Source organism: Azospirillum sp. Marseille-Q6669 (assembly GCF_965111635.1).
This window is the reverse complement of record NZ_CBCOOP010000006.1, coordinates 385513-405636: the sequence shown is the minus strand read 5'-3', so window position 1 is coordinate 405636 and position 20124 is coordinate 385513. Positions and strand designations below refer to the sequence as shown.

The following is a 20124-nucleotide window of genomic DNA, read 5'->3' as shown; positions in this document are numbered from 1 at the left end:
GAGACCAAGACCAAGACCGAGAGAGGGAGAGCGACATGCGCATCGCCGTCGTAGGAGCCGGGGCCGTTGGCGGCGCGCTGGCCGGGTATCTCGCCGCCACGGGCCGGCACGAGCTGTCGCTGCTGGCCCGCGGCGCCCATCTCGCCGCGATCCGCGACGGCGGGCTGACCGTGCAGACGCCGAAGGGAACACTGACCAGCCGGCCGCGGGCCAGCGACTCCGCCGCCGACCTCGGCCCGCAGGATGTGGTGATCGTCACGGTGAAGGGGCACGGGCTGCCGACCCTGGCCGCGTCCTTCCCGGCGCTGTGCGGGCCGGACACGCTGGTTGTGGCGGCGCAGAACGGCATTCCCTGGTGGTACCTGTACGGCGCCGGGGACGGCGTGACGCCGGAGCCGCTGGAGGTGGTCGATCCCGGCGGCGCCATCTGGTCGGCCATCGGGCCGGAGCGGGTCGCCGCCTGCGTGATGGAGGTGCTGCCCGCCCGCATCGTCGAACCGGGCGTCGTCGCCCACACCGCCCTGCCGGTGCTGGCCTTCGGCGCCCCCCGGCCCGGCGACCACGCGGAGAAGCTGGCGGCCCTGGCCGACTCCTTCAACGCGGCGGGCGCCACCGCCCGCCTGCCCGCCGACATCCGCGTGCCGCTGTGGAGCAAGCTGATGCTCAACATGGCGGTCGGCCCGACCAGCGTCCTGACCGGCGCCACCATGGGCGCCATGGAGCAGGCCCCCGGCATGGCCGCCGTCCAGGGCCGGCTGATGCGCGAATGCCTGAACGTCGCCCATGCCTGGGGCGTCGCCCTGCCCGACGACATCGACGAGCGGCTGAGCCGGGGCAGTGGCGTGCCCGGCCACAAGCCGTCGATGCTCCAGGATTTCGAGGCGGGGCGCAGCATGGAGATCGACCCCATCGTGACCACCGTCCTGGAGCTGGCCCGCCGCCGCGGCGTGCCGGTGCCGACCATCGAAACATTGTGGGCGCTGACCGCCCTGAAGGAGCGGGTGGCGCGCGCCTGAGCGCACAGGCCCCCACCCTAACCCTCCCCGCTGTCGCAGGGGAGGGGACTGCCGCCGCTTCGCCTGAGGCTCCCTCCCCGCCCAGCGGGGGAGGGTCGGGGTGGGGGCAGGACCCGCGCCACCAAAGAACCTCCCCGGAGAAAAAAACGACATGTCCCCCGCTTCCGATCCCATCACCAACTTCATCGCCGGTTCCTGGCGGCCGGGCCGCGACCGGCTCGACATCTTCAACCCGTCGAACCTGGACGAACTGGCCGGTTCCTACTCGCTGGCCGGCGCCGACGACGTGGCGGAGGCCGTCGCCACGGCGCGCGCCGCCCAGCCGCAATGGCGCGCCGCCACGGTGGAGCAGCGCTCGCTGGTGCTCGACGCCATCTCCCGCGCGCTCTTCGACCGCAAGGACGAGCTGGCCCTCATCGCCGCGACCGAGGGCGGCAAGACCATCCCCGACGCGCTGGGCGAGATCACCCGCGCCGCCCACCTCGCCCGCTTCTTCGCCGCCGAGGCGCTGCGCGCGCCGGGCGAGACGCTGGGCTCGGTCCGGCCGGGGGTCGAGGTCGACGTGACGCGCGAGCCGGTCGGCGTCATCGGCCTCGTCACGCCGTGGAACTTCCCGGTCGCCACGCCGATGTGGAAGATCGCCCCGGCGCTGGCCTTCGGCAACGCCGTCATCTGGAAGCCGTCGGAGAAGACCCCCGGAATATCCATCGCCGTCACCCGTATCATCGCGGAGGCGCTGGAGGCCCACGGCATGCCCGCGGCGCTGTTCAATCTGGTGATCGGCGCCGGCCCCAACGTCGGCGCCGCCGTGGTCGACGCGGTGGACGCCGTGTCCTTCACCGGCTCGGTCAACACCGGACGGCGCATCGCCGTGCGCTGCGCGGAGCACATGATCCGCGTCCAGCTGGAGCTGGGCGGCCAGAACCCGTTGGTCGTGCTGGGCGACGCCGACCCGGAGCGCGCCGCCGAGATCGGCGTCAACAGCGCCTATTTCCACGCCGGCCAGCGCTGCACCGCCACCGGCCGCTTCATCGTCGAGGATTCGATCCACGACGCCTTCGTCGCCGCGATGACGGAGCGGATGGCGGCGCTGCGCGTCGGCCACGCCCTGCAGCCGGAGACGCAGATCGGCCCGGTCATCGACGAGTTCCAGCTCACCAAGAATCTGCAATACATCGACACCGGCCTGAAGGAAGGCGCGCAGTTGGCGTCCGGCGGCGGGCGGCTGGACCGACCGACGCGCGGCTGGTTCCTCGCCCCGACCCTGTTCACCGAGACCAGCAACGCCATGACCATCAACCGGGAGGAGGTGTTCGGCCCGGTCGCCAGCGTCATCCGCGTCAAGGATTACGAGGAGGCCCTGGCGGTGGCCAACGACACCGACTACGGCCTGTCGTCGGGCATCATCACCAACTCGATGAAGCACGCCCGCCACTTCCAGGCCAACATCCAGGCCGGCATGACCATGCTGAACCTGCCGACGGCCGGCGTCGACTACCACGTGCCCTTCGGCGGCCGGAAGATGTCGAGCTACGGCCCGCGCGAGCAGGGGCGCTCCGCCATCGAGTTCTACACCATCATCAAGACGGCCTATCGCGCGCTGTGACGCGGAACCGAAGCCCAGGGAGAGCCTCCTTGTCCAAAGACATTTCGGGGTCCAACCACACCCCGACCACCGGGCGGCCGGACTTCGCGACGGCCGTGCTCGCCCCCATCCACGCCATCGTCGGCGACCGCGGGCTGATCACCGATCCCGGCACCATGCAGCCCTTCATGGAATCCTGGCGCGACGGCTGGGTCGGCCGTTCGCCCGCCGTGGTTCTGCCCGACAGCACCGAGGCGCTGGCCGCGGTGGTGCGCATCTGCGCGGAGACGCGCACCCCCATCGTGCCCCAGGGCGGCAACACCGGCCTGACCGGAGCCAGCCAGCCGCACGCCGACGGGACGGAGATCGTCCTCTCGACCAACCGGCTGAACCGCATCCGCGAGATCGACATCGACAACGACACGATGACGGTGGAGGCCGGCTGCATCCTCGCCAACATCCAGAACGCGGCGCGCGACATCGGCCGGCTGTTCCCGATGAGCCTCGCCGCCGAGGGCTCCTGCCAGATCGGCGGCAACATCGCCACCAACGCCGGCGGCGTGCAGGTCGTGCGCTACGGCAACATGCGCAACCTCGTCGCCGGGCTGGAGGTGGTGCTGCCCGACGGGCGGATCTGGGACGGGCTGCGCGGGCTGCGCAAGGACAACGCCGGCTACGACATGAAGCAGATCTTCATCGGGTCGGAGGGCACGCTGGGCATCGTCACCGCCGCGGTGCTGAAGCTGTCGCCGCTGCCGCGCGCCACCGCCACGGCGCTGGTCGCCGTGTCGGCTCCCAGCGACGCCGTCGATCTGCTGACCCGCGCCAAGGGTGTCGCCGGCGACCGCATCATCACCTTCGAGCTGATCCAGCGCGACTGCATCGACGTGGCCCGCCGCCACGTGCCGGACGTGCCCGACCCGCTGCGCGACCGCTATCCCTGGTATGTGCTGGTCGAGCTGGCCGACCAGGACGGCGGCAACCGCCTGATGGAGATGCTGGAAGGCATCCTGGAGGCCGGAATGGAGGCCGGCGAGGTGCTGGACGGCGTCGTGGCCGCCTCCAAGGCCCAGGCCGATTCGCTGTGGCGCATCCGCGAGGGCATCCCGGAAGGCCAGAAGCGCGAGGGCGTGTCCTTCAAGCACGACGTGTCGGTGCCGATCTCCCGCGTGGCGCGCTTCCTCGACCGCGCCAACGCGGCGCTGGAGCGGGAATGCCCGGGCATCCGCCCCTTCGCCTTCGGCCATCTCGGCGACGGCAACATCCATTTCAACCCGATCCAGGCGGAGGGCGGCGACCCGGCCGAATGGAAGGCGAAGCTGGCGACGGTCAACGCCATCGTCCACGACATCGTCGTCGAGCTTGGCGGTTCCATCTCCGCCGAGCACGGCATCGGACGGCTGCGCATCGACGAGATGCCGCGCTACAAGTCCCCGGTCGAGTTGGACATGATGGCGACGCTGAAGCGCGCCTTCGATCCGCACAACATCATGAATCCCGGCAAGATCCTGCGCGCCTGAGCGCGGTTCCGCCAGTCTAGGATTAAACCCATGAAGGTCCTCGTCCCGGTCAAGCGGGTGGTCGATTACAACGTCAAGATCCGCGTCAAGGCGGACGGCTCCGGCGTTGAGACCGCCAACGTGAAGATGAGCATGAACCCCTTCGACGAGATCGCCGTCGAAGAGGCCGTCCGCCTCAAGGAAGCCGGCAAGGCGACCGAGGTCATCGTGGTCACCGTCGGCCCGACGGCCGCGCAGGAGACGCTGCGCACCGGCCTCGCCATGGGCGCCGACCGCGGCATCCTGGTCCAGACCGACGCCGAGACGCAGCCGCTGGCCGTCGCCAAGGTGCTCAAGGCGCTCGTCGACAAGGAAGGCCCGACGCTGGTCATCCTCGGCAAGCAGGCGATCGACGACGACTGCAACCAGACCGGCCAGATGCTCGCCGCCTTGCTGGGCTGGCCGCAGGGCACCTTCGCCTCCAAGGTCGTGCCGGGCGAGGGCTCGGTCACCGTGACCCGCGAGATCGACGGCGGCCTGGAGACGGTGCAGCTGACGCTGCCCGCCGTGGTCACCGCCGACCTGCGCCTCAACGAGCCGCGCTACGCCTCGCTGCCCAACATCATGAAGGCCAAGAAGAAGCCCATCGAGACGCTGGCCCCCGACGCGCTGGGTGTCGACGTGGCGCCGCGCCTGACCACGCTCAAGGTCGCCGAGCCGGCCAAGCGCAAGGCCGGCGTCAAGGTCGCCGACGTGGCCGCCCTGGTCGACAAGCTGAAGAACGAAGCCCGCGCGATCTGATAGGGAAAGTGATCTGACATGTCCATTCTCGTCATCGCCGAACACGACAACGCCGCGCTGAAGGCCGCCACGCTGAACGCGGTCAGCGCCGCCGCCAAGATCGGCGGAGAGATCCACGTTCTGGTCGCCGGCCAGGGCGCCCAGGCCGTCGCCGAGGCCGCCGCCAAGGTGGCCGGGGTGTCCAAGGTGCTGCTGGCCGACGACGCGGCCTACGCCCACCCGCTGCCGGAGAACGTCGCGCCGCTGGTCGTCAATCTCGCCAAGGGCTACGGCCATGTGCTGGCCGCCGCCTCGTCGGAGGGCAAGAACCTGCTGCCGCGCGTCGCCGCCCTGCTCGATGTCGCAGCGATCTCCGACATCACCGGGGTGGTCTCCGCCGACACGTTCGAGCGGCCGATCTACGCCGGCAACGCCATCGCCACGGTGAAGTCCGCCGACCCGATCAAGGTCGTGACGGTGCGCACCACCGCCTTCGAGGCGGCCGCCGCCACGGGCGGCTCGGCCACGGTCGAAGCGATCGCCGGGACGGGCGACGCCGGTTCGGCCAAGTTCGTCGGCCAGGAGCTGACGAAGTCGGAGCGTCCGGAGCTGACCCAGGCCAAGATCGTCGTGTCGGGCGGCCGCGGCATGCAGTCGGGCGAGAACTTCAAGCTGCTGGAGGCGCTGGCCGACAAGCTGGGGGCGGCGGTCGGCGCCAGCCGCGCGGCGGTGGACGCCGGATTCGTGCCGAACGACTATCAGGTCGGCCAGACCGGCAAGATCGTGGCGCCCGAGCTGTACATCGCCGTCGGCATCTCCGGTGCCATCCAGCACCTCGCCGGCATGAAGGACAGCAAGGTCATCGTCGCGATCAACAAGGACGAGGAGGCGCCCATCTTCCAGGTCGCCGATTATGGCCTCGTCGCCGACCTGTTCAAGGCGGTGCCGGAGCTGGAGCAGGCGCTGTGACGCCATAGGCGTTGCCGGTTCCCCGGATGTCAGGCGCGACGGTCGGGGGCGTCCGGGAAACCGGCGCGGCTCAGCCGGTCCACCGCCGCCACCGCCTCGGCGTGGCAGGAGGGCGGGTGCCAGGCGAGGCCGCGCCCGACGATCCCATCCTCCCCCGCCGCGTGCAGGGCGGCCAGACAGACCGGGGGCACCGGGCCGCCCAGCAGCACGGCACGGGCATCCAGCCCGACACGCCGCCCGTGGACGGGATGGTCGGCGCAGAGCAGCCGGTCCGCCGCCGCGATGGCCGTCTCGGCCGCCGCCCCCAACTCCGCCCGCAGCAGCGGAGCGGCGTCAAGGGCCAGCGCACCGAAGCCCAGCGCGTCGATGACGGCGCTGTCCCCGATTGCCGGCAGACGCGGGCGGGGGGCTCCGCCGGGAGAGCCGATGTCCGGCCCCTGCGGGGCAGCCACCGGCGCGCTCGCCCAGCCCTCGCCCATCATGCCCGACAAACGCAGCCCGAAGCGCACCCCGTTGCCGCCCGCCGCCGTCACCAGCGCCGCCCCCGGCACGCCGTCGGCGGCCAGCATCACCGCCTTGCAGGCGGCCATCCAAGGGTTGAGGAAGAACTGCCCGGCCTCCTTCAGGAACGCACAGACCTCACCGGTCCCGCCCAGCCGCGACACCAGCGTCTCGGTCAGCAGGGCCGAGGCCACCCCGACGCGCCCGTGCAGCTCGTCCCCCTGCTCCATCGCCTCGCAGGCGATCCCGGTCAACGCCACCGGCCCAATCCCGGCCAGCGCCGGGCCGACCGCGCCGTGCAGCAGGCGCAGCCGCTCCACAACCGCCCCGCTGACGATGCCGAAACGCAAGGCGGGGCCACCGCCCTCGTTGAGCGGGCTGTAGGCGCGGGCGCCGGAGCCGCCGGCATCCTCCACCACATGCAGCCACATCGACCGCGACACGACGGCGGCGAGCGGGGTGACCACGCCGAAATCCTGCGCCGGACGCAGGGTCACGGCGCCGCTCCGCACCAGGGCGCGGGCCTCCTCCACACTGCCGGCCATGCCTTCGAACAGCAGCGCCGCGGCGGCGGCGTTGAGGATCGGCGGACAGATCTCCGCCGGATCGGTAAAGGGCGGCCCGGCGTGCAGCAGCGTGTGGCGGTCCAGCCCGATCCGCTCCCCGGCAGTTCCGGTCTCCGTCCACACTGGATTGGCGGCCAGCATCCGCTCCACAGCCCGCGCGGTGGCGTCGTTCATCGCGTGTGTCCCCAACTCTTCAGGTGTTTCCGATGCCTTTACGGCAGATGCAGGGGGGCGCGGCCGTAGCCGTTGCTGGCGTCCACCAGATGCAGCAGGTAGCGCAGGAAAACCGCCCGGTCCTCCTTCGGCAGTGGCGCGATGGTGCGGTCGTGGGCGCGCTGGGCCTTCTTGTCCATGCGGCGCAGCAGCTTCCGGCCCTCCGCGGTGATGGCGGCCAGCTTCATGCGCTTGTCCACCGGGCTGGCCCGGCGCTGGATCAGCCCGCGCTCGGCCAGCCGGGCCAGAACGCCCGCCGTGGTCGTGCGGTCGATGCCGATCTGGGCGCCCAGCGTCACCTGATCCAGGTCGGGCCGGTCCGCCAGGGCGGTCAGCACGCTGTACTGGACGGGGGTGATGTTGAACTCCGCGCACTCCTCCATGAACATGGCGACGTGGATCTGGTGCAGACGGCGGATGAGGAATCCGGGACGCTCCGCCAGGACGCGGTACGCCTCTTCAATCAGGGGGTCGTCTAAGGTCATCGCGGGCGGTCCGTCGGAGCGGGTTTGGGAAAGCGGCTGTCAGATAGGATGGCGGCGGGCCGGAGAATCGGCAACCGGGCCGGAAGACGGTGGCGCCTAGCCCATCAGCGACACATGCGCCGCGACGATCCGCCAGCCCTCAGGCATGCGGACCCACGTATGGCTCTGCCGCCCGACACGCTCGGTGGCAGGGCGCATGAATTCGGTGTTGGCGGTCGCCATGTCGCGGCCATAGGTGGTGATGACGGTGTTGCGCAACACCCGGTCCAGCCCCGCCGCGGGGCGGCCCTGGCGGAAGGCGGCGATGGCGTCGTAGCCATACAGGTTCTCGCCCACGCCGTAGCGCAGGGTTGCCGGGTGGTTCCAGAACAGCTCGTCCAGGACCGCCACGTCGTTGCCGGTCAGCGCGCGCTCGTAGCGCTCGAAGGCGGCGGTGACCTCGGCCACCACCTCGGGGATATTGATCTCAAGCGTCATGCGAACAGGTCCTCGGCGATGGCCAGAAGCGCGGAATCGCTCCCACGCGGCCCAATGAGCGACAGGCCGAGCGGGCAGCCCTGGAGCCGCGCCGCGGGAATGGAGAGTTGCGGCAGCCCGGCCAGACCGGCGGGGCAGAGGATCGCCAGTGCCCGTCCGCGCTCCGCGTCCACCGCCGCCCCTGAGGAGCCGCGCAACGGCGCGATGCCCGGCGCGCTGGGCAGGACGATCAGCCCGTCCGTCCCCAGCAGGTCGTCCATCCGCCGCCGGATGCCCTCCCGCCTCTGCGCCGCCGCGCGGGCCAGGGCGGGGTCGAGCGTGGACGCCGCCGCGAAGCGGTCGCGCACGCCTGGTCCGAAGGTCGGTTTCGTCGCCGTGATCCAAGCGCCGTGCGCCGCCCAGGCTTCGGCGGCCTGGAGCGTCTGGAAGACCGGGCGCCATTGGTCCAGCCCCTCCGGGGCCAGCGTCACGGTCTCCGCATCCCCGAACCGCTCGCGCAGCCGGTCCAAGGCCGGGGCGAGGGCGGCGCGCACCGCCTCTCCGGCGATGGCGAAGGCGTCCTCGGCAATCAGCAGGCGGCGGAAGGCCGCACCCGCCCCCAGGGTGGCCGACGGAGGCAGCAGCACCGCCCCGACGCGGCGGAACAGCGCCGCCTCCCGCGCGAACCAGCCCACCGTGTCGAAGCTCGGCGCCAGCGGGACGGAGCCGTCCAGCGGAACTGCTCCGTGGGTGGGCCGCATGCCGTAGAGGCCGCAGTAGCTGGCCGGCAGGCGGACCGATCCGCCGGTGTCGGTCCCGATGGCGAAGTCCACCGCCCCGCCCGCCACCGCGGCGGCCGACCCGCTGGAGGAACCTCCAGGAATGCGGCCGGGCGCCTGCGAATTCTCCGGGGTGCCGTAATGGGCGTTCTCGCCGGCCAGACTCCAGGCCAGCTCGTCGGTCAGCGTCTTGCCGGCGACGCGCGCCCCGGCGTCGAGCAGCCGCTGCACGGCGGGCGCGGTCTCCCGCGGGACCTCGTGGGTGCGCAGCCAGTCCGGGTTTCCGGCCCCGGTGGGCAGGCCGGCGATGTGGAACAGGTCCTTCACCGCGAAGCGCAGCCCGGCCAGCGGGCCGCTTGCGGCTCCGGCGACCTCGGTCCGGCCATAGGGGACGAAGGCGTTCAGGGGGTCGTTCGGCATGATGCGGGTTTAAGTCTCATCGGAATTCCAAATTCCCTCTCCCCTCCGCTCTCGCGCAAACGAAGTTTGCGCTGACGCGACAGGCGGACCTCTGGTCCGCCGAAAGCGGGGAGAGGGTCAGGGTGAGGGGGTTGCGCTTTTGCCGGACGCACCGCCACGCGCATCCCCCTCACCGGCCCTCCGGGCCACCCTCTCCCCGGAGGGGAGAGGGTTGGAAAAGAGCTTGCGCAGCCAGTCTTTCAGCATCACCCACAGCAGATTGCCAGCGTTCAATTCCTTGGCGGGCTCGGGAGCGGGTTCCGGGGCCGGGGCGGCCACCGCTTCCGAGGACGCAGCCACCTCCGCCACCGGGGCGGTCGCGGCGAGCTTGGCTTCCAGGTTGCGGGCGAACTCGGCGGTCAGGCGGTTGGCGATCTCCTGCACGATGGCGCCGCGGCTGAACTGGGCCAGAACGCCGGTCAGGGTGAAATCGACGGTCAGGTCGATGCGCGTCCCCGTCCCCTCCTCCACGACGGCGAAGGTCACGTCGGCCTTGGCGCGGGAATTGTTCTTCGGGTCCGTTCCCTGGCCGTGGATGAGGCCGGTGTGGGTCGCCGCGTCCATCGTCAGCGTGCCCTCGCCCGCGAAGGCGGCGGCGATGGGGCCGAGCTTCACGCGCATCTGCCCGAAGATCCGGTCGCCCTCGCGCGGCTTGGTCAGCGAGGCGCCGGGCATGCAGGCGATCACCTGCTCCACGTCGCCGAGCAGCGGCCAGACGCGGGCGCGCGGGAAGTTGACGGCAAGGGTCTGGGTCATGGTCGGCATGGGCTTACCCCGCGTTCGTGTTGCGCGCGTCGATGACGCGGCGGATGGCGTTGACGATCCCGACATAGCCGGTGCAGCGGCACAGGTTGCCGCTCATCGCCGTGCGGATCGCCGGGTTGTCGGCGTCCGGTCGGCGCAGCACCACGTCGCGCGCCGCCACCAGCATCCCCGGCGTGCAGAAGCCGCACTGCAGCCCGTGCTCGGCGGAGAAGGCCTCGCGCAGCTCCGCGGCGACGGGGTCGTCGTCCAGCCCCTCCACCGTGGTGACGGACCGCCCGTCGCAGGCCACCGCGAAGGTGATGCAGGAGCGCGCCGGCTCGCCGTCGATCAGGATGGTGCAGGCGCCGCACACGCCGTGCTCGCAGCCCAGATGGGTGCCGGTCAGCAGTTCCCGCTCGCGCAGGAAGTCGCCGAGATGCTGGCGCGGCGGCACGCTGGCTTCGACGCGCGTGCCGTTGACGGTCAGGGAAATGGTTTTGGCGTGGGCGCTCATGACATCACCTGCGCGATGGCGCGCTTCAGCGCGACGGTGTGGGTCTTAAGGGCGATGGGGTCGTCCGCGGCGGGGCTGCCGGCGAGGTGCGCGGCCAGCGCCGCTTCCGTGCAGCCACCCTCGAACAGGGCCGGGCCGTCGATCACCACCGGCTTGCCGGAAGTCGCCCCGGCGACGCAGCGCTGGACGCCGCGCGCCGGGTCGATCAGCACCGCCCCGGTGGCGTGGGAGAATTCGCCGGTCTTGCGGCAGACCTTGTAGTAGCCCCAGCGCGCCCGGTCGGAGAGGGCGGGCACCTGGATTTCCGCGACGATCTCGCCCGGCTGCAACGCCGTCTCGAAGACACCCAGGATGAAGTCGGTCATCGGCACGCTGCGCCGTCCGCCCGGGCCGGCGATCACAACGTCGGCGCCCAGCGCGGTCAGGACGTTCACCCAGTCCGCCGCCGGATCGGCGTGGGCGAGGCTGCCGCCGATGGTGCCGCGGTTGCGCACCGCGCGGTAGGCGATCACCGCCGCCACGCTGGGAAGCACGCCGCGCGTCACGTCCGGATAATCGCCGTCCTCCAGCCGCGCGTGGGTGACGCAGGCCCCGATGGCCAGCCGGTCGCCCTCCCGGCGGATCGTCCGAAGCTCGGCGATGCGGGTGATGTCCACCAGCAGCTCCGGCTGGGCCAGCCGCAGATTCAGCATGGGGCCGAGCGACTGGGAGCCGGCGACGGGCCGCACCATCACGTCCTCGCGCGACAGAAGCTCCAGCGCCGCGTCCAGCGTCGCCGGCTGCGCGTAGTCGAAATCGACCGCCTTCATGCCGCACCCCGCGTTTCGGCGATGGCACCAAGGATGACCTCCGGCGTCATCGGCGCGTTCGTCACGATGACGCCCAGCGGCTTCAGCGCGTCGTTGATGGCGTTGCAGATCGCCGCCGGCGGGGCGATGGCGCCGCCCTCGCCGATGCCCTTCACGCCGAACTCGGTGTAGGGCGAGGGCGTCAGCATGTGGATGATCCTCACGTGCGGGACCTCGGTGAATCCGGGGATCAGGTAATCCGCGAAGGTGGAGGCGAGCGGCTGGCCTTCCGCGTCGTAGGGCATCCGCTCGTAGAGCGCGGTGCCGACGCCCTGGGCGACGCCGCCGTAGATCTGGCCGTCGACGACCATCGGGTTGACCATGGTCCCGGCATCCTCGACCACCACATAGTCGAGGATTTCGACCTGCCCGATCTCCGGGTCCACGGCCACCGCCACGGCGTGGGTGGCGTAGGAGAAGGTTCCGTGGTCGCTGCCCGGCTTGTAGCCGGCGGTGACCTCCAGCCCGCCGCGGTCCACGTCGGCGGGAAGGAGCTGCGGCGCGCGGTACCAGATGTGGGCGATCTCGCGGATGGTCACCGCGGCGGGTCCGGCCGTTACGGCTCCGTCCTTCAGAACCACCCCCTCCGGCACGGCCTGCATCAGGTGCGCGCCGATCTTGCGCAGCCGCTCGGCCAGCGTTCGGCAGGCGGTGGCGACGGCGCCACCGGCCATGACCATGCTGCGCGATCCCCAGGTGCCCGTCGAATAGGGCGTCAGGCCGGTGTCCCCGTGCACCAGCTTGATCTTCTCCAGCGGGATGCCCAGCACTTCGTGGGCGACCTGGGCGAAGGTGGTCTCCATGCTCTGGCCGTGCGACTGCACGCCGACGCGCAGCTCCAGCCCGCCGTCCGGGGTGATGCGGGCCTGCGCCTGTTCGTGCCCCGGCACCATGGGGATGCCCCAGCCATGATAGACGGCGGTGCCGTGGGCCGACTGCTCGCAATAGGTGGCGAAGCCGACGCCGATCAGACGCCCATCCACCTCCCCGGCCTTCTGGCGGGCGCGCCAGCCCTCAAGCTCGATGGCGGCGACGGCGCGGCGGACGGATTCGGGATAGTCGCCGCTGTCGAAATGCTTCTTCGTCACGTTGTCGAAGGGCATCTTTTCCGGCGGGACGAGGTTTTCCAGCCGCACCTGCCACGGCTCCCGCCCCACGGCGTCGGCCACGGCGTCGATCATCTGCTCCATGGCAAAGCACACGCCGGTGCGCGCCACGCCGCGGTAGGGAACGATCGGCGGCTTGTTGGTGCAGACGGAGAAGGTGCGGCAGCGGTAATGCGCGAAGTCGTAGGGGCCGGGCAGGATGCTGCCGACCTGCGCCGCCTCCAGGCAGGCCGAGAAGGGATAGACGGAGTAGGCCCCGGCATCGACCCAGGCGTCGGCCTCGATCCCCAGCAGCCGTCCGCGCGCGTCGGCGTAGGCGGTGATCTCGTAATGGTGTTCGCGGGCGTTGGCGGCGGCGACCAGATGCTCCCGCCGGTCCTCGGTCCAGCGGACGGGACGGTCGAGGCGCATGGCGATCCAGGCGGCCACGATCTCCTCCGGCTGGAGCAGGCCCTTCCAGCCGAAGCCGCCGCCGACGTCCGGGGCCACCACGCGGATCAGCCCCTGGTCGAGGTCCAGGCATTCCGACAGGCCGGCGCGCACGATGTGCGGCATCTGGGTCGAGGTGGTCAGGACGAGCTGTTCGACGTGGCGGTCCCAATGGGCGACCACGCCCTTGCCCTCCAGCGGCACCATGCACTGGCGCGCCGTTCGGATGGTCCGCGACACCTTGACCGGGGCGGTGGCGGCGATCTCCGCGATGGTCCCGCCGACGTTGGTTTCCAGGAAGACATTGTCCGGCCAGTGGTCGTGCACCTTCGGCGCGCCCGGCTTCACCGCCTCCAGCATGTCGGAATTCACCGGCAGCTCGGCGTAGTCGACGAAGACGGAGGCCGCGATGTCCTCGGCCTCGGCGCGGGTGGCGGCGACGCAGACGGCCACCGGCTCGCCGACGAAGCGCACCTTGCCATCGGCCAGCGCCGGCTGCTCCGACACCTTGAAGCCGGGCAGGCCCGACACGGCGCGGATCGGCTTGACGCCGCCCGCCGCCAGATCCGCCCAGGTGAAGACGGCGCCGCGGTGCTCCTCCGGGATCTCGATGCCGGTGATGGTGGCGTGGGCGACCGGGCTGCGCACGAAGGCCAATTCCTTCATGCCGACCAGGGCGATGTCGCCGACGAAGCGGCCCCGCCCGCGCAGCAGCCGGTCGTCCTCCTTGCGGCGGACCCGCGCGCCGACACCGGAACCGGCGCCCGATCCAGCGGTGCTAACCTCTCCCATTCCCTGACCCTCTCTTTTTTCTTAACCGCCCAGATAGGCGCGCTGGATGTGGTCGTTGGCGAGCATGGCCTGCCCCGTGCCCTGCTCCATCACCTGCCCGCTCTCCAGCAGATAGGCGCGGTCGCACATGTCGAGCGCGGCGTAGGCGTTCTGCTCGACCATCAGCACGGTGGTCCCTTCCCGGCGGATGTCCGACACGATCTCGAAGGTGCGTTCCACGAGGTTGGGGGCGAGGCCGAGCGACGGCTCGTCGAACAGCACGATCTTCGGGCGCGACATCAGCGCCCGCGCGATGGCCAGCATCTGCTGCTCGCCGCCCGACATGGTGCCGGCGGGCTGGTTCAGCCGCTCCTTGAGGCGGGGGAAGCGGTGAAACAGCCGCTCCATGTCCTGGGCCACCGCCTGATGGTCGCGGCGCAGATAGGCGCCCATCTCCAGATTCTCGCGCACGGTCAGGTGGGGGAAGACGCGCCGCCCCTCCGGACAGTGCGCCACACCCAGCGCCAGCACCGTGCGGGGCGCGGCGTTGCCGATCTCCCGCCCCTCGAAGGTGATGCGGCCCGAGGCCAGCGGCAGCAGACCGCTGATGGCGCGCAGCGTGGTGGTCTTGCCGGCCCCGTTGGCGCCGATCAGGGTGACCAGCTCACCTTCCTCCACGGTCAGCGAGACGTTGCGGAGCGCCGGAATCTGGCCGTAGCAGACGGTGATCCCCTCAACCTTTAGCATGCTTCACCCCCTGGCCCAGATAGGCCTGGATCACGTCCGGGTTGGCGCGGATGACCTCCGGCGGGCCTTCGGCGATTATGCGCCCGTGGTTCAGCACCACCACGCGGTCGGAGATGGTCATCACCATGCGCATGTCGTGCTCGACCAGCAGGATGGTCACGCCGCGGTCGCGGATGCGCTGGACGACGCCCATGAAGGCCTCCGTCTCCGACGGGTTCAGCCCGGCGGCGGGCTCGTCCAGCAGCAGCAACTTCGGGTCGGCGGCCAGCGCGATGGCGATGCCGAGCAGCCGCTGCTCGCCATAGGCGAGGTTGCCGGCCAGCTCGTCGGCGCGGTGCGACAGCCCGACGAAGGCCAGGATCTCGGCCACCGCCGCCCGCATCCGCTCCGTCTCCGCCCGCACCGAGGCGAGCCGCAGCAGCGCCCCCCAGGTCTCCGCCTTCCCCTGCCGGTGCATCCCGGTCAGCACGTTGTCGAAGACGGTGCAGCCGGCGAAGATGCTGGTGCGCTGGAAGGTGCGCACGACGCCCAGGCCCGCGATGCGGTTGGAGGAGAGGCGCGTCAGGTCGGTGCCGCGGAACAGCACCTTGCCGCCGGTCGGCTTCAGGAAGCCGGTGATGACGTTGAAGGCGGTCGTCTTGCCCGCCCCGTTGGGGCCGATCAGGCTGACGATCTCCCCTTCCGGCACGGCGAAGCTCATCGAGGCGATGGCGATCAGGCCGCTGAAGTGAACGGCGACCTCGCGCACTTCCAAAATTGGCGCATCAGCGGTGTCGAAGGCGAGGCTCATGCCGAGGTCTCCTTGCGCAGGCCCAGCGCCGTGGCGGCGACGCGCTTGCGGCGGCCGGCGAACCAGTTCTTCACCGCCGGAACCATGCCCTGCGGCAGGAAGAAGACGACCACGATCATGGCGACGCCGTAGATGATCCACTGCACCTCGGGCCGCGCCACCTCGCGCAGAACCTCGGGCAGGATGCCGAAGGCGAGGCCGCCGACGATCGGCCCGGCCAGCGTGCCCTTGCCCCCCGTCACCACCATGATGACCATGGTCACCGTGTAGATGAACATGAAGACGTCCGGATCGACGATGCGGATGTAGTGGGTGTAGAGCCCGCCCGCGGCCCCGGCCATGCCCGCCGCGATCACCGTGGCGACGACCAGATAGCGCGTCACGTCGATGCCGACCGAGCGCGCCAGCGACTCGTTCTCGCGCAGCGCCACCAGCGCCCGGCCGACCCGCGACTGCACCAGCCGCTGGATCACCAGGAAGCAGACCACCGCGACCGCCAGCACCAGAAGGTAATTGTATTCCTTCTTGTAGAGCGGGATCACCCCGTCCCACGGCAGCCAGACCGACAGCGGCGGGATGTTGTTCAGCGCCATCGGCCCTTCGGTCAGGTCCACCCAGTTCAGCGCGACCATGCGCATGACCTGGGCGAAGCTGATGGTGACGATGACGAAGTAGGCCCCGCGCACCCGGAAGGCGAGCTTGCCGATCAGGAAGCCGAACAGCGCCGCCATCAGGATGCCGCCGAGGAAGGCGACCCACACCGGCTGCGGCCCCAGCACGAAGGGTTCCGCCCCGCCGAGATCGAGGTCGAAGCCCAGCGACAGCAACGCGCTGGTGTAGGCGCCGATGCCGAAGAAGGCAATGTGGCCGAGGCTGAGCTGCCCGGTGTAGCCGAGCAGCAGGTTCAGGCTCATCGCCCCGATGATGAAGATGCCGGTCGAGGTCAGGACGTAGAGGATGTACTGGTCGCCCAGCCACAGCGGCCCGACCGCCATGAACAAAACGAACAGCCAGGGGAGGAGGCGCGTCGTCATCCGATCCGCTCCTTCATGGCGAAGAGACCCTGGGGCCGCACGATCAGCACGGCGATGATCAGCAGGAAGCCCATGGCGTCGCGGTAGCCCGACGACAGGTAGCCGGCGCCGAACTCCTCGGCGAGCGCCAGCACGAAGCCGCCGATGGTGGCGCCGGGGATGTTGCCCAGCCCGCCCAGGATGACGATGGCGAAGGCCTTGAGCGCCACCAGATCGCCCATGGTCGGCGTGACCACGAAGATCGGGCCGAGCAGCGCCCCCGCCGTGGCGGCGAGGCCGGAGCCGAGCGCGAAGGTCAGCGTGTACATCAGCCCGCGGTTGACGCCCATCAGGGCCGCCGTGTCCGGGTCCTGGAAGGTGGCGCGCATGGCGACACCCAGCTTGGTCCGGTTGATGAGCAGGTAGAAGCCGCCCAGCAGCAGCAGCGCCACGCCCAGCACGAACAGCCGGTTCATGCCCACCGACACCGACCCCAGCACCACCGGCTCGGTCGGGAAGGGGCTGGGCACGGACTTCGCCACACCGCCCCAGACGAGCTGCTCGCCGGCCTGCATGGCGATGCCGGCGCCGATCATCACCAGCATGGTGGTGTCGATGTCGGCGCCCTTCAGCGGGCGCAGCAGCGTGAATTCGATCAGCGCGCCCAGCGCCATGCCCAGCAATGCTGCCATCGCCAGGGACATGAAGAAGTTCAGCCCCATCATCCCGGCCAGCATGTAGGCCATGTAGGCGCCGAAGGTGTAAAGCTCGCCATGGGTGAAGTTGACCACGCGCATGATGCCGAAGATCAGCGTCAGGCCGATTCCCAGCAGCGCGTAGGTCCCCCCCAGGACCACGGCGTTCAAAAGATGCTGCAGATGCGCTTCCACCGCGTGTCTCCTTACTTCCCTCTCCCGCCCTGGGAGAGGGTGGCGCCGAAGGCGACGGGTGAGGGTCGCCCGAGGATCAAGGCGCTGATCCTTGCCGGTACCCTCACCCTTCCCGCGCCCTCGGCGCGGGCCCCTTCCCTCTCCCGGGTCGGGAGAGGGCGGTGAAGCCGGTTACGGCATCGTCACCTTGCCGTCCTTCACCTGGACGACGTAGACGTTGGCCTCGTTCTGGCCGCTCTCCTTGCCCTCTGGGCCGTCCTTCTTGAAGGCGATGTCGCCGTTCACGCCGTCCAGCTTGACGGTCCACAGCGCGTCGCGGATGGCCTGCGGCTCCGCCTTGCCGGCCTTCTTGATGGCTTCCACGATGGTCATGATGCCGTCATAGCCGCGGTAGCCCTCGGTCAGGCCGGCGAAGTCGTAGCCCTTCTTGTTCCAGCCATCGACGAAGGTCTTGGCGACCGTCGGGTGCACCGCCTTCTCCGGGAACCAGGGGGCGAAGAACAGCGTGAAGTAGCCGCCGTCCGCCGCGGCCCCCGCCTGCGCGATGAGCTGGTCGGGGGAGGAGGAGCCGCCGTTGGTGATGACCCGGTGCGGCAGGCGCAGCTCGGCCGCCTGCTTCAGGATCAGGGTGATCTGCTCGACGCCGGTGGTGACGAACAGCGTGTCGCCGCCCGACTGCTTGATGCTGGACAGCTGGGCCGACAGGTCGGTGGCCTCCGGGGCCATCGTCTCGGTGACGCCGATCTTGACGCCCTTGGCCTGGAGCATCTTGCGGAACTCCTCCGCCGAGCCGCGGCCGAAGTCGTTGTTCACCGCCAGGAAATCGGCCTTCTGGATGGCCGGCTGGAAATGGTCCAGCTTCTCCGCGAAGGACTTGGCCTCCATGGCGGAGGTCGGGGCGATGCGGAAGACCCACGGGTTGCCCGAGGTGGTGATCTTGGTCGAGGAGGAGGTCTCCACCACCATCGGCACGCCGTACTCCACCAGCTTCGGCATCACCGCCAGGGTGAAGGTGGAGCTCCAGGCACCCATCAGCACCGGGACCTTGTCGCGCACGATCAGCTTCTCGGCGGAGGCGACGGCCTCCTTCGGGTTGCTCTTGTTGTCCTCGATGATCAGCTGGATCTTCTTGCCGAGAACGCCGCCGTTGGCGTTCACGACCTCCTCCGCCACCCGCGCGCCGTTGGCGACGTAGTTGCCCGACGCGGCGACCGCGCCGGTCAGCGGCTGGGTCACGCCGATCTTGATCGTCTCCTGCGCAAAGGCCACGCCCGGCGCCAGCAGCGCGGCGCTCAGCAGCAACGCCGTGGTCTTCATCGTCCGCATGTCGTCTAGCCCCCTCTTCTTGATTTGAACTCTCGGGTTATTCGGTCACCAGGCGGCGACCGCCCCATCGCTGCGGGGATCGGTTGCCCCCTCCAGCGTTCCGTCGGCATGGCGGACGATGGCGCCCGCATGCCCCATGGTGCTCGTGTACGGATCGAGCAGCTCGACTTCGTGCCCGGCGTCGCGCAGGGCGGCGACCAGGGCGGGGTCGAAACGGCTTTCCAGCTTCAGCGTCACGCTGTCCTCGCCCCAGGTGCGGCCGAGCAGCCAGCGCGGCGCCGTCACGGCGGCCTGCAGGCCCTGCCCGAACATCGCGTAGCGGGAGAAGACGGCGGCCTGCGTCTGCGGCTGCCCCTCCCCGCCCATGGTCCCGTAGACCATGCTGCGCCCGTCGTCGAAGCGGGCCATCGCCGGGTTCAGCGTGTGGAAGGGCTTGCGGCCGGGCGCCAGCGCGTTCCAGCCATCCTCCGCCAGACGGAAGGAGGCGCCGCGGTTCTGCCAGGTGATGCCGGTGTCCGGCAGGACGAGGCCGGAGCCGAATTCGAAATAGACGCTCTGGATCATGCTGACGGCGCGGCCCTGCCCGTCGATCACGCCCAGCCACACCGTGTCGCCGGGCTTGGCGACATGCGGCCAGGGCAGCGCGCGGGCGCGGTCGATGTTCGCCGCCAGCCCGTCCAGCACCGCGTCGTCGAGGAAGCTCTGCGCCTCCCGCCCCATGTAGGCCGGGTCACCGACCTCGCGGTCGCGGACCAGGAAGGCCTGCTTGGTCGCCTCGATCAGCCCGTGGACGTGGTCGAAGCCCTCGCCCTCCGTCACGCCCAGCCGGTCGAACAGCGCGAGGATCATCAGCGAGGCCAGACCCTGCGTCGGCGGCGGGTGGTTGAACAGCCGCGCCCCGCGCACGCCGACCGACAGGGCCGGGCGGCGGTGCGCCGCGTGGGCCGCGAGATCCGCCGCATCCACCGGCGAGCCGACACGCTGCAGATCCGCCGCGATGGATGCTGCGAGCGGCCCGCGGTAGAAGCTGTCCAGCCCCTCCGCCGCCAGCCGGCGGAGCGTCGCGGCCAGCGCCGGCTGCTTCAGCGTGGAGCCTTCCAGCGGCACGGCGCCGCCCGGCAGGAAGGTGTCCTTGAAGCCGGGGACGTCCTTCAACTCGTGCAGCTTCTGGCGGGTCAGCCCTTCCTGGCTGGCGGTGACCGGGATGCCCTGCTCGGCGTGGGCGATGGCTTCGTCCAGGATGCGGGCGAGCGGCAGCGGCTCGGCCCAGCCGGCGCTGACGGCCAGCGCCTCGCGCCAGCCGTCGATGGTGCCGGCGACCGTGTTGGCCGCCAGCGGCCCGCGCCAGGGCACCGTCGCGTGGCCGTGGCGCCGGTAGAGGTCGAGCGAGACGGCTTGGCCCGCCCCGCCGCAGGCGTCGATGGCGACGGGGTCGCGCCCCGGCTCGGCGATCAGCCAGAAGCCGTCGCCGCCGATGCCGGTCATGTGCGGGTAGACGACGGCCAGCGCCGCGGCGACCGCGACCGCCGCCTCGACGGCGGTGCCGCCGTCGCGCAGGATCTGGAGGCCGGCCTGGCTGGCGAGATGATGCGGGGAGGTGACCATTCCCCGGCGGCTGCGCGGCGTGTTCAGCATGGG

General features: G+C 70.7%; 19 protein-coding genes. 5 read left to right on the top strand and 14 right to left on the bottom strand.

Features of this window, described 5'->3' with window-relative positions:
* The first annotated feature begins 35 nt into the window (after window positions 1-35).
* From ACWPXE_RS30425 to ACWPXE_RS30405, 5 genes are all read left to right on the top strand, one after another.
* Window positions 36-1016: a ketopantoate reductase family protein gene (locus ACWPXE_RS30425; RefSeq protein ID WP_454020809.1), complete on the top strand. Its 981-nt coding sequence runs from the start codon at window positions 36-38 to the stop codon at window positions 1014-1016.
* Between the two features lie 151 nt (window positions 1017-1167).
* Window positions 1168-2622: an aldehyde dehydrogenase family protein gene (locus tag ACWPXE_RS30420; RefSeq protein ID WP_454020808.1), complete on the top strand. Its 1455-nt coding sequence runs from the start codon at window positions 1168-1170 to the stop codon at window positions 2620-2622.
* 29 nt (window positions 2623-2651) lie between these two features.
* Window positions 2652-4121: an FAD-binding oxidoreductase gene (locus ACWPXE_RS30415; protein WP_454020807.1), complete on the top strand. Its 1470-nt coding sequence runs from the start codon at window positions 2652-2654 to the stop codon at window positions 4119-4121.
* 30 nt (window positions 4122-4151) lie between these two features.
* Window positions 4152-4901 (top strand): electron transfer flavoprotein subunit beta/FixA family protein, encoded by a 750-nt coding sequence (locus ACWPXE_RS30410; protein ID WP_451994439.1) that lies wholly within the window; start codon window positions 4152-4154, stop codon window positions 4899-4901.
* 18 nt (window positions 4902-4919) lie between these two features.
* Window positions 4920-5849 carry an electron transfer flavoprotein subunit alpha/FixB family protein gene (locus tag ACWPXE_RS30405; protein WP_454020806.1) on the top strand — a complete coding sequence of 310 codons (930 nt, stop codon included), beginning with the start codon at window positions 4920-4922 and terminating at the stop codon, window positions 5847-5849.
* A 29-nt stretch (window positions 5850-5878) separates the two neighbouring features.
* Here ACWPXE_RS30405 and ACWPXE_RS30400 read toward each other — a convergent pair whose 3' ends face one another.
* The 14 genes from ACWPXE_RS30400 to ACWPXE_RS30335 form a co-directional block, all read right to left on the bottom strand.
* Complete coding sequence (locus ACWPXE_RS30400) at window positions 5879-7090, bottom strand: DUF1116 domain-containing protein (RefSeq protein ID WP_454020805.1); 1212 nt, start codon at window positions 7088-7090, stop codon at window positions 5879-5881.
* A 38-nt stretch (window positions 7091-7128) separates the two neighbouring features.
* Complete coding sequence (locus ACWPXE_RS30395) at window positions 7129-7614, bottom strand: MarR family winged helix-turn-helix transcriptional regulator (protein WP_454020804.1); 486 nt, start codon at window positions 7612-7614, stop codon at window positions 7129-7131.
* A gap of 96 nt (window positions 7615-7710) precedes the next feature.
* Window positions 7711-8091, bottom strand: coding sequence for an oxalurate catabolism protein HpxZ (gene hpxZ, locus ACWPXE_RS30390; protein WP_454020803.1), 381 nt, complete (start codon window positions 8089-8091; stop codon window positions 7711-7713).
* Window positions 8088-9269 (bottom strand): amidase, encoded by a 1182-nt coding sequence (locus ACWPXE_RS30385; protein ID WP_454020802.1) that lies wholly within the window; start codon window positions 9267-9269, stop codon window positions 8088-8090. The genes hpxZ and ACWPXE_RS30385 overlap by 4 nt, the downstream gene beginning before the upstream one ends.
* A gap of 117 nt (window positions 9270-9386) precedes the next feature.
* Complete coding sequence (locus tag ACWPXE_RS30380) at window positions 9387-10073, bottom strand: SRPBCC family protein (protein WP_454020801.1); 687 nt, start codon at window positions 10071-10073, stop codon at window positions 9387-9389.
* 4 nt (window positions 10074-10077) lie between these two features.
* Window positions 10078-10566 (bottom strand): (2Fe-2S)-binding protein, encoded by a 489-nt coding sequence (locus tag ACWPXE_RS30375; protein ID WP_247896037.1) that lies wholly within the window; start codon window positions 10564-10566, stop codon window positions 10078-10080.
* Entirely contained in the window at window positions 10563-11375 is an 813-nt protein-coding gene (locus tag ACWPXE_RS30370; protein WP_454020800.1) for an FAD binding domain-containing protein, read from the bottom strand. The genes ACWPXE_RS30375 and ACWPXE_RS30370 overlap by 4 nt, the downstream gene beginning before the upstream one ends.
* Complete coding sequence (locus ACWPXE_RS30365) at window positions 11372-13741, bottom strand: xanthine dehydrogenase family protein molybdopterin-binding subunit (protein WP_454020799.1); 2370 nt, start codon at window positions 13739-13741, stop codon at window positions 11372-11374. Before ACWPXE_RS30365 ends, ACWPXE_RS30370 begins: the two co-directional genes overlap by 4 nt.
* A 21-nt stretch (window positions 13742-13762) precedes the next feature.
* Complete coding sequence (locus ACWPXE_RS30360) at window positions 13763-14467, bottom strand: ABC transporter ATP-binding protein (protein ID WP_014199601.1); 705 nt, start codon at window positions 14465-14467, stop codon at window positions 13763-13765.
* Window positions 14454-15257, bottom strand: a complete 804-nt coding sequence (locus ACWPXE_RS30355) for an ABC transporter ATP-binding protein (protein WP_454020798.1) — start codon at window positions 15255-15257, stop codon at window positions 14454-14456. The genes ACWPXE_RS30360 and ACWPXE_RS30355 overlap by 14 nt, the downstream gene beginning before the upstream one ends.
* Window positions 15254-16291: a branched-chain amino acid ABC transporter permease gene (locus ACWPXE_RS30350; protein ID WP_454020797.1), complete on the bottom strand. Its 1038-nt coding sequence runs from the start codon at window positions 16289-16291 to the stop codon at window positions 15254-15256. Before ACWPXE_RS30350 ends, ACWPXE_RS30355 begins: the two co-directional genes overlap by 4 nt.
* On the bottom strand, window positions 16288-17160 hold the full coding sequence (locus tag ACWPXE_RS30345; protein ID WP_040137900.1) for a branched-chain amino acid ABC transporter permease: 873 nt from the start codon (window positions 17158-17160) through the stop codon (window positions 16288-16290). The genes ACWPXE_RS30350 and ACWPXE_RS30345 overlap by 4 nt, the downstream gene beginning before the upstream one ends.
* Window positions 17161-17331: 171 nt before the next feature.
* The gene (locus tag ACWPXE_RS30340) at window positions 17332-18486 is read right to left on the bottom strand and encodes an ABC transporter substrate-binding protein (protein ID WP_449228917.1); all 1155 of its coding nucleotides are present in this window, start codon (window positions 18484-18486) and stop codon (window positions 17332-17334) included.
* A gap of 45 nt (window positions 18487-18531) precedes the next feature.
* Window positions 18532-20121, bottom strand: coding sequence for a gamma-glutamyltransferase family protein (locus tag ACWPXE_RS30335; RefSeq protein WP_454020796.1), 1590 nt, complete (start codon window positions 20119-20121; stop codon window positions 18532-18534).
* Window positions 20122-20124 lie beyond the last annotated feature (3 nt).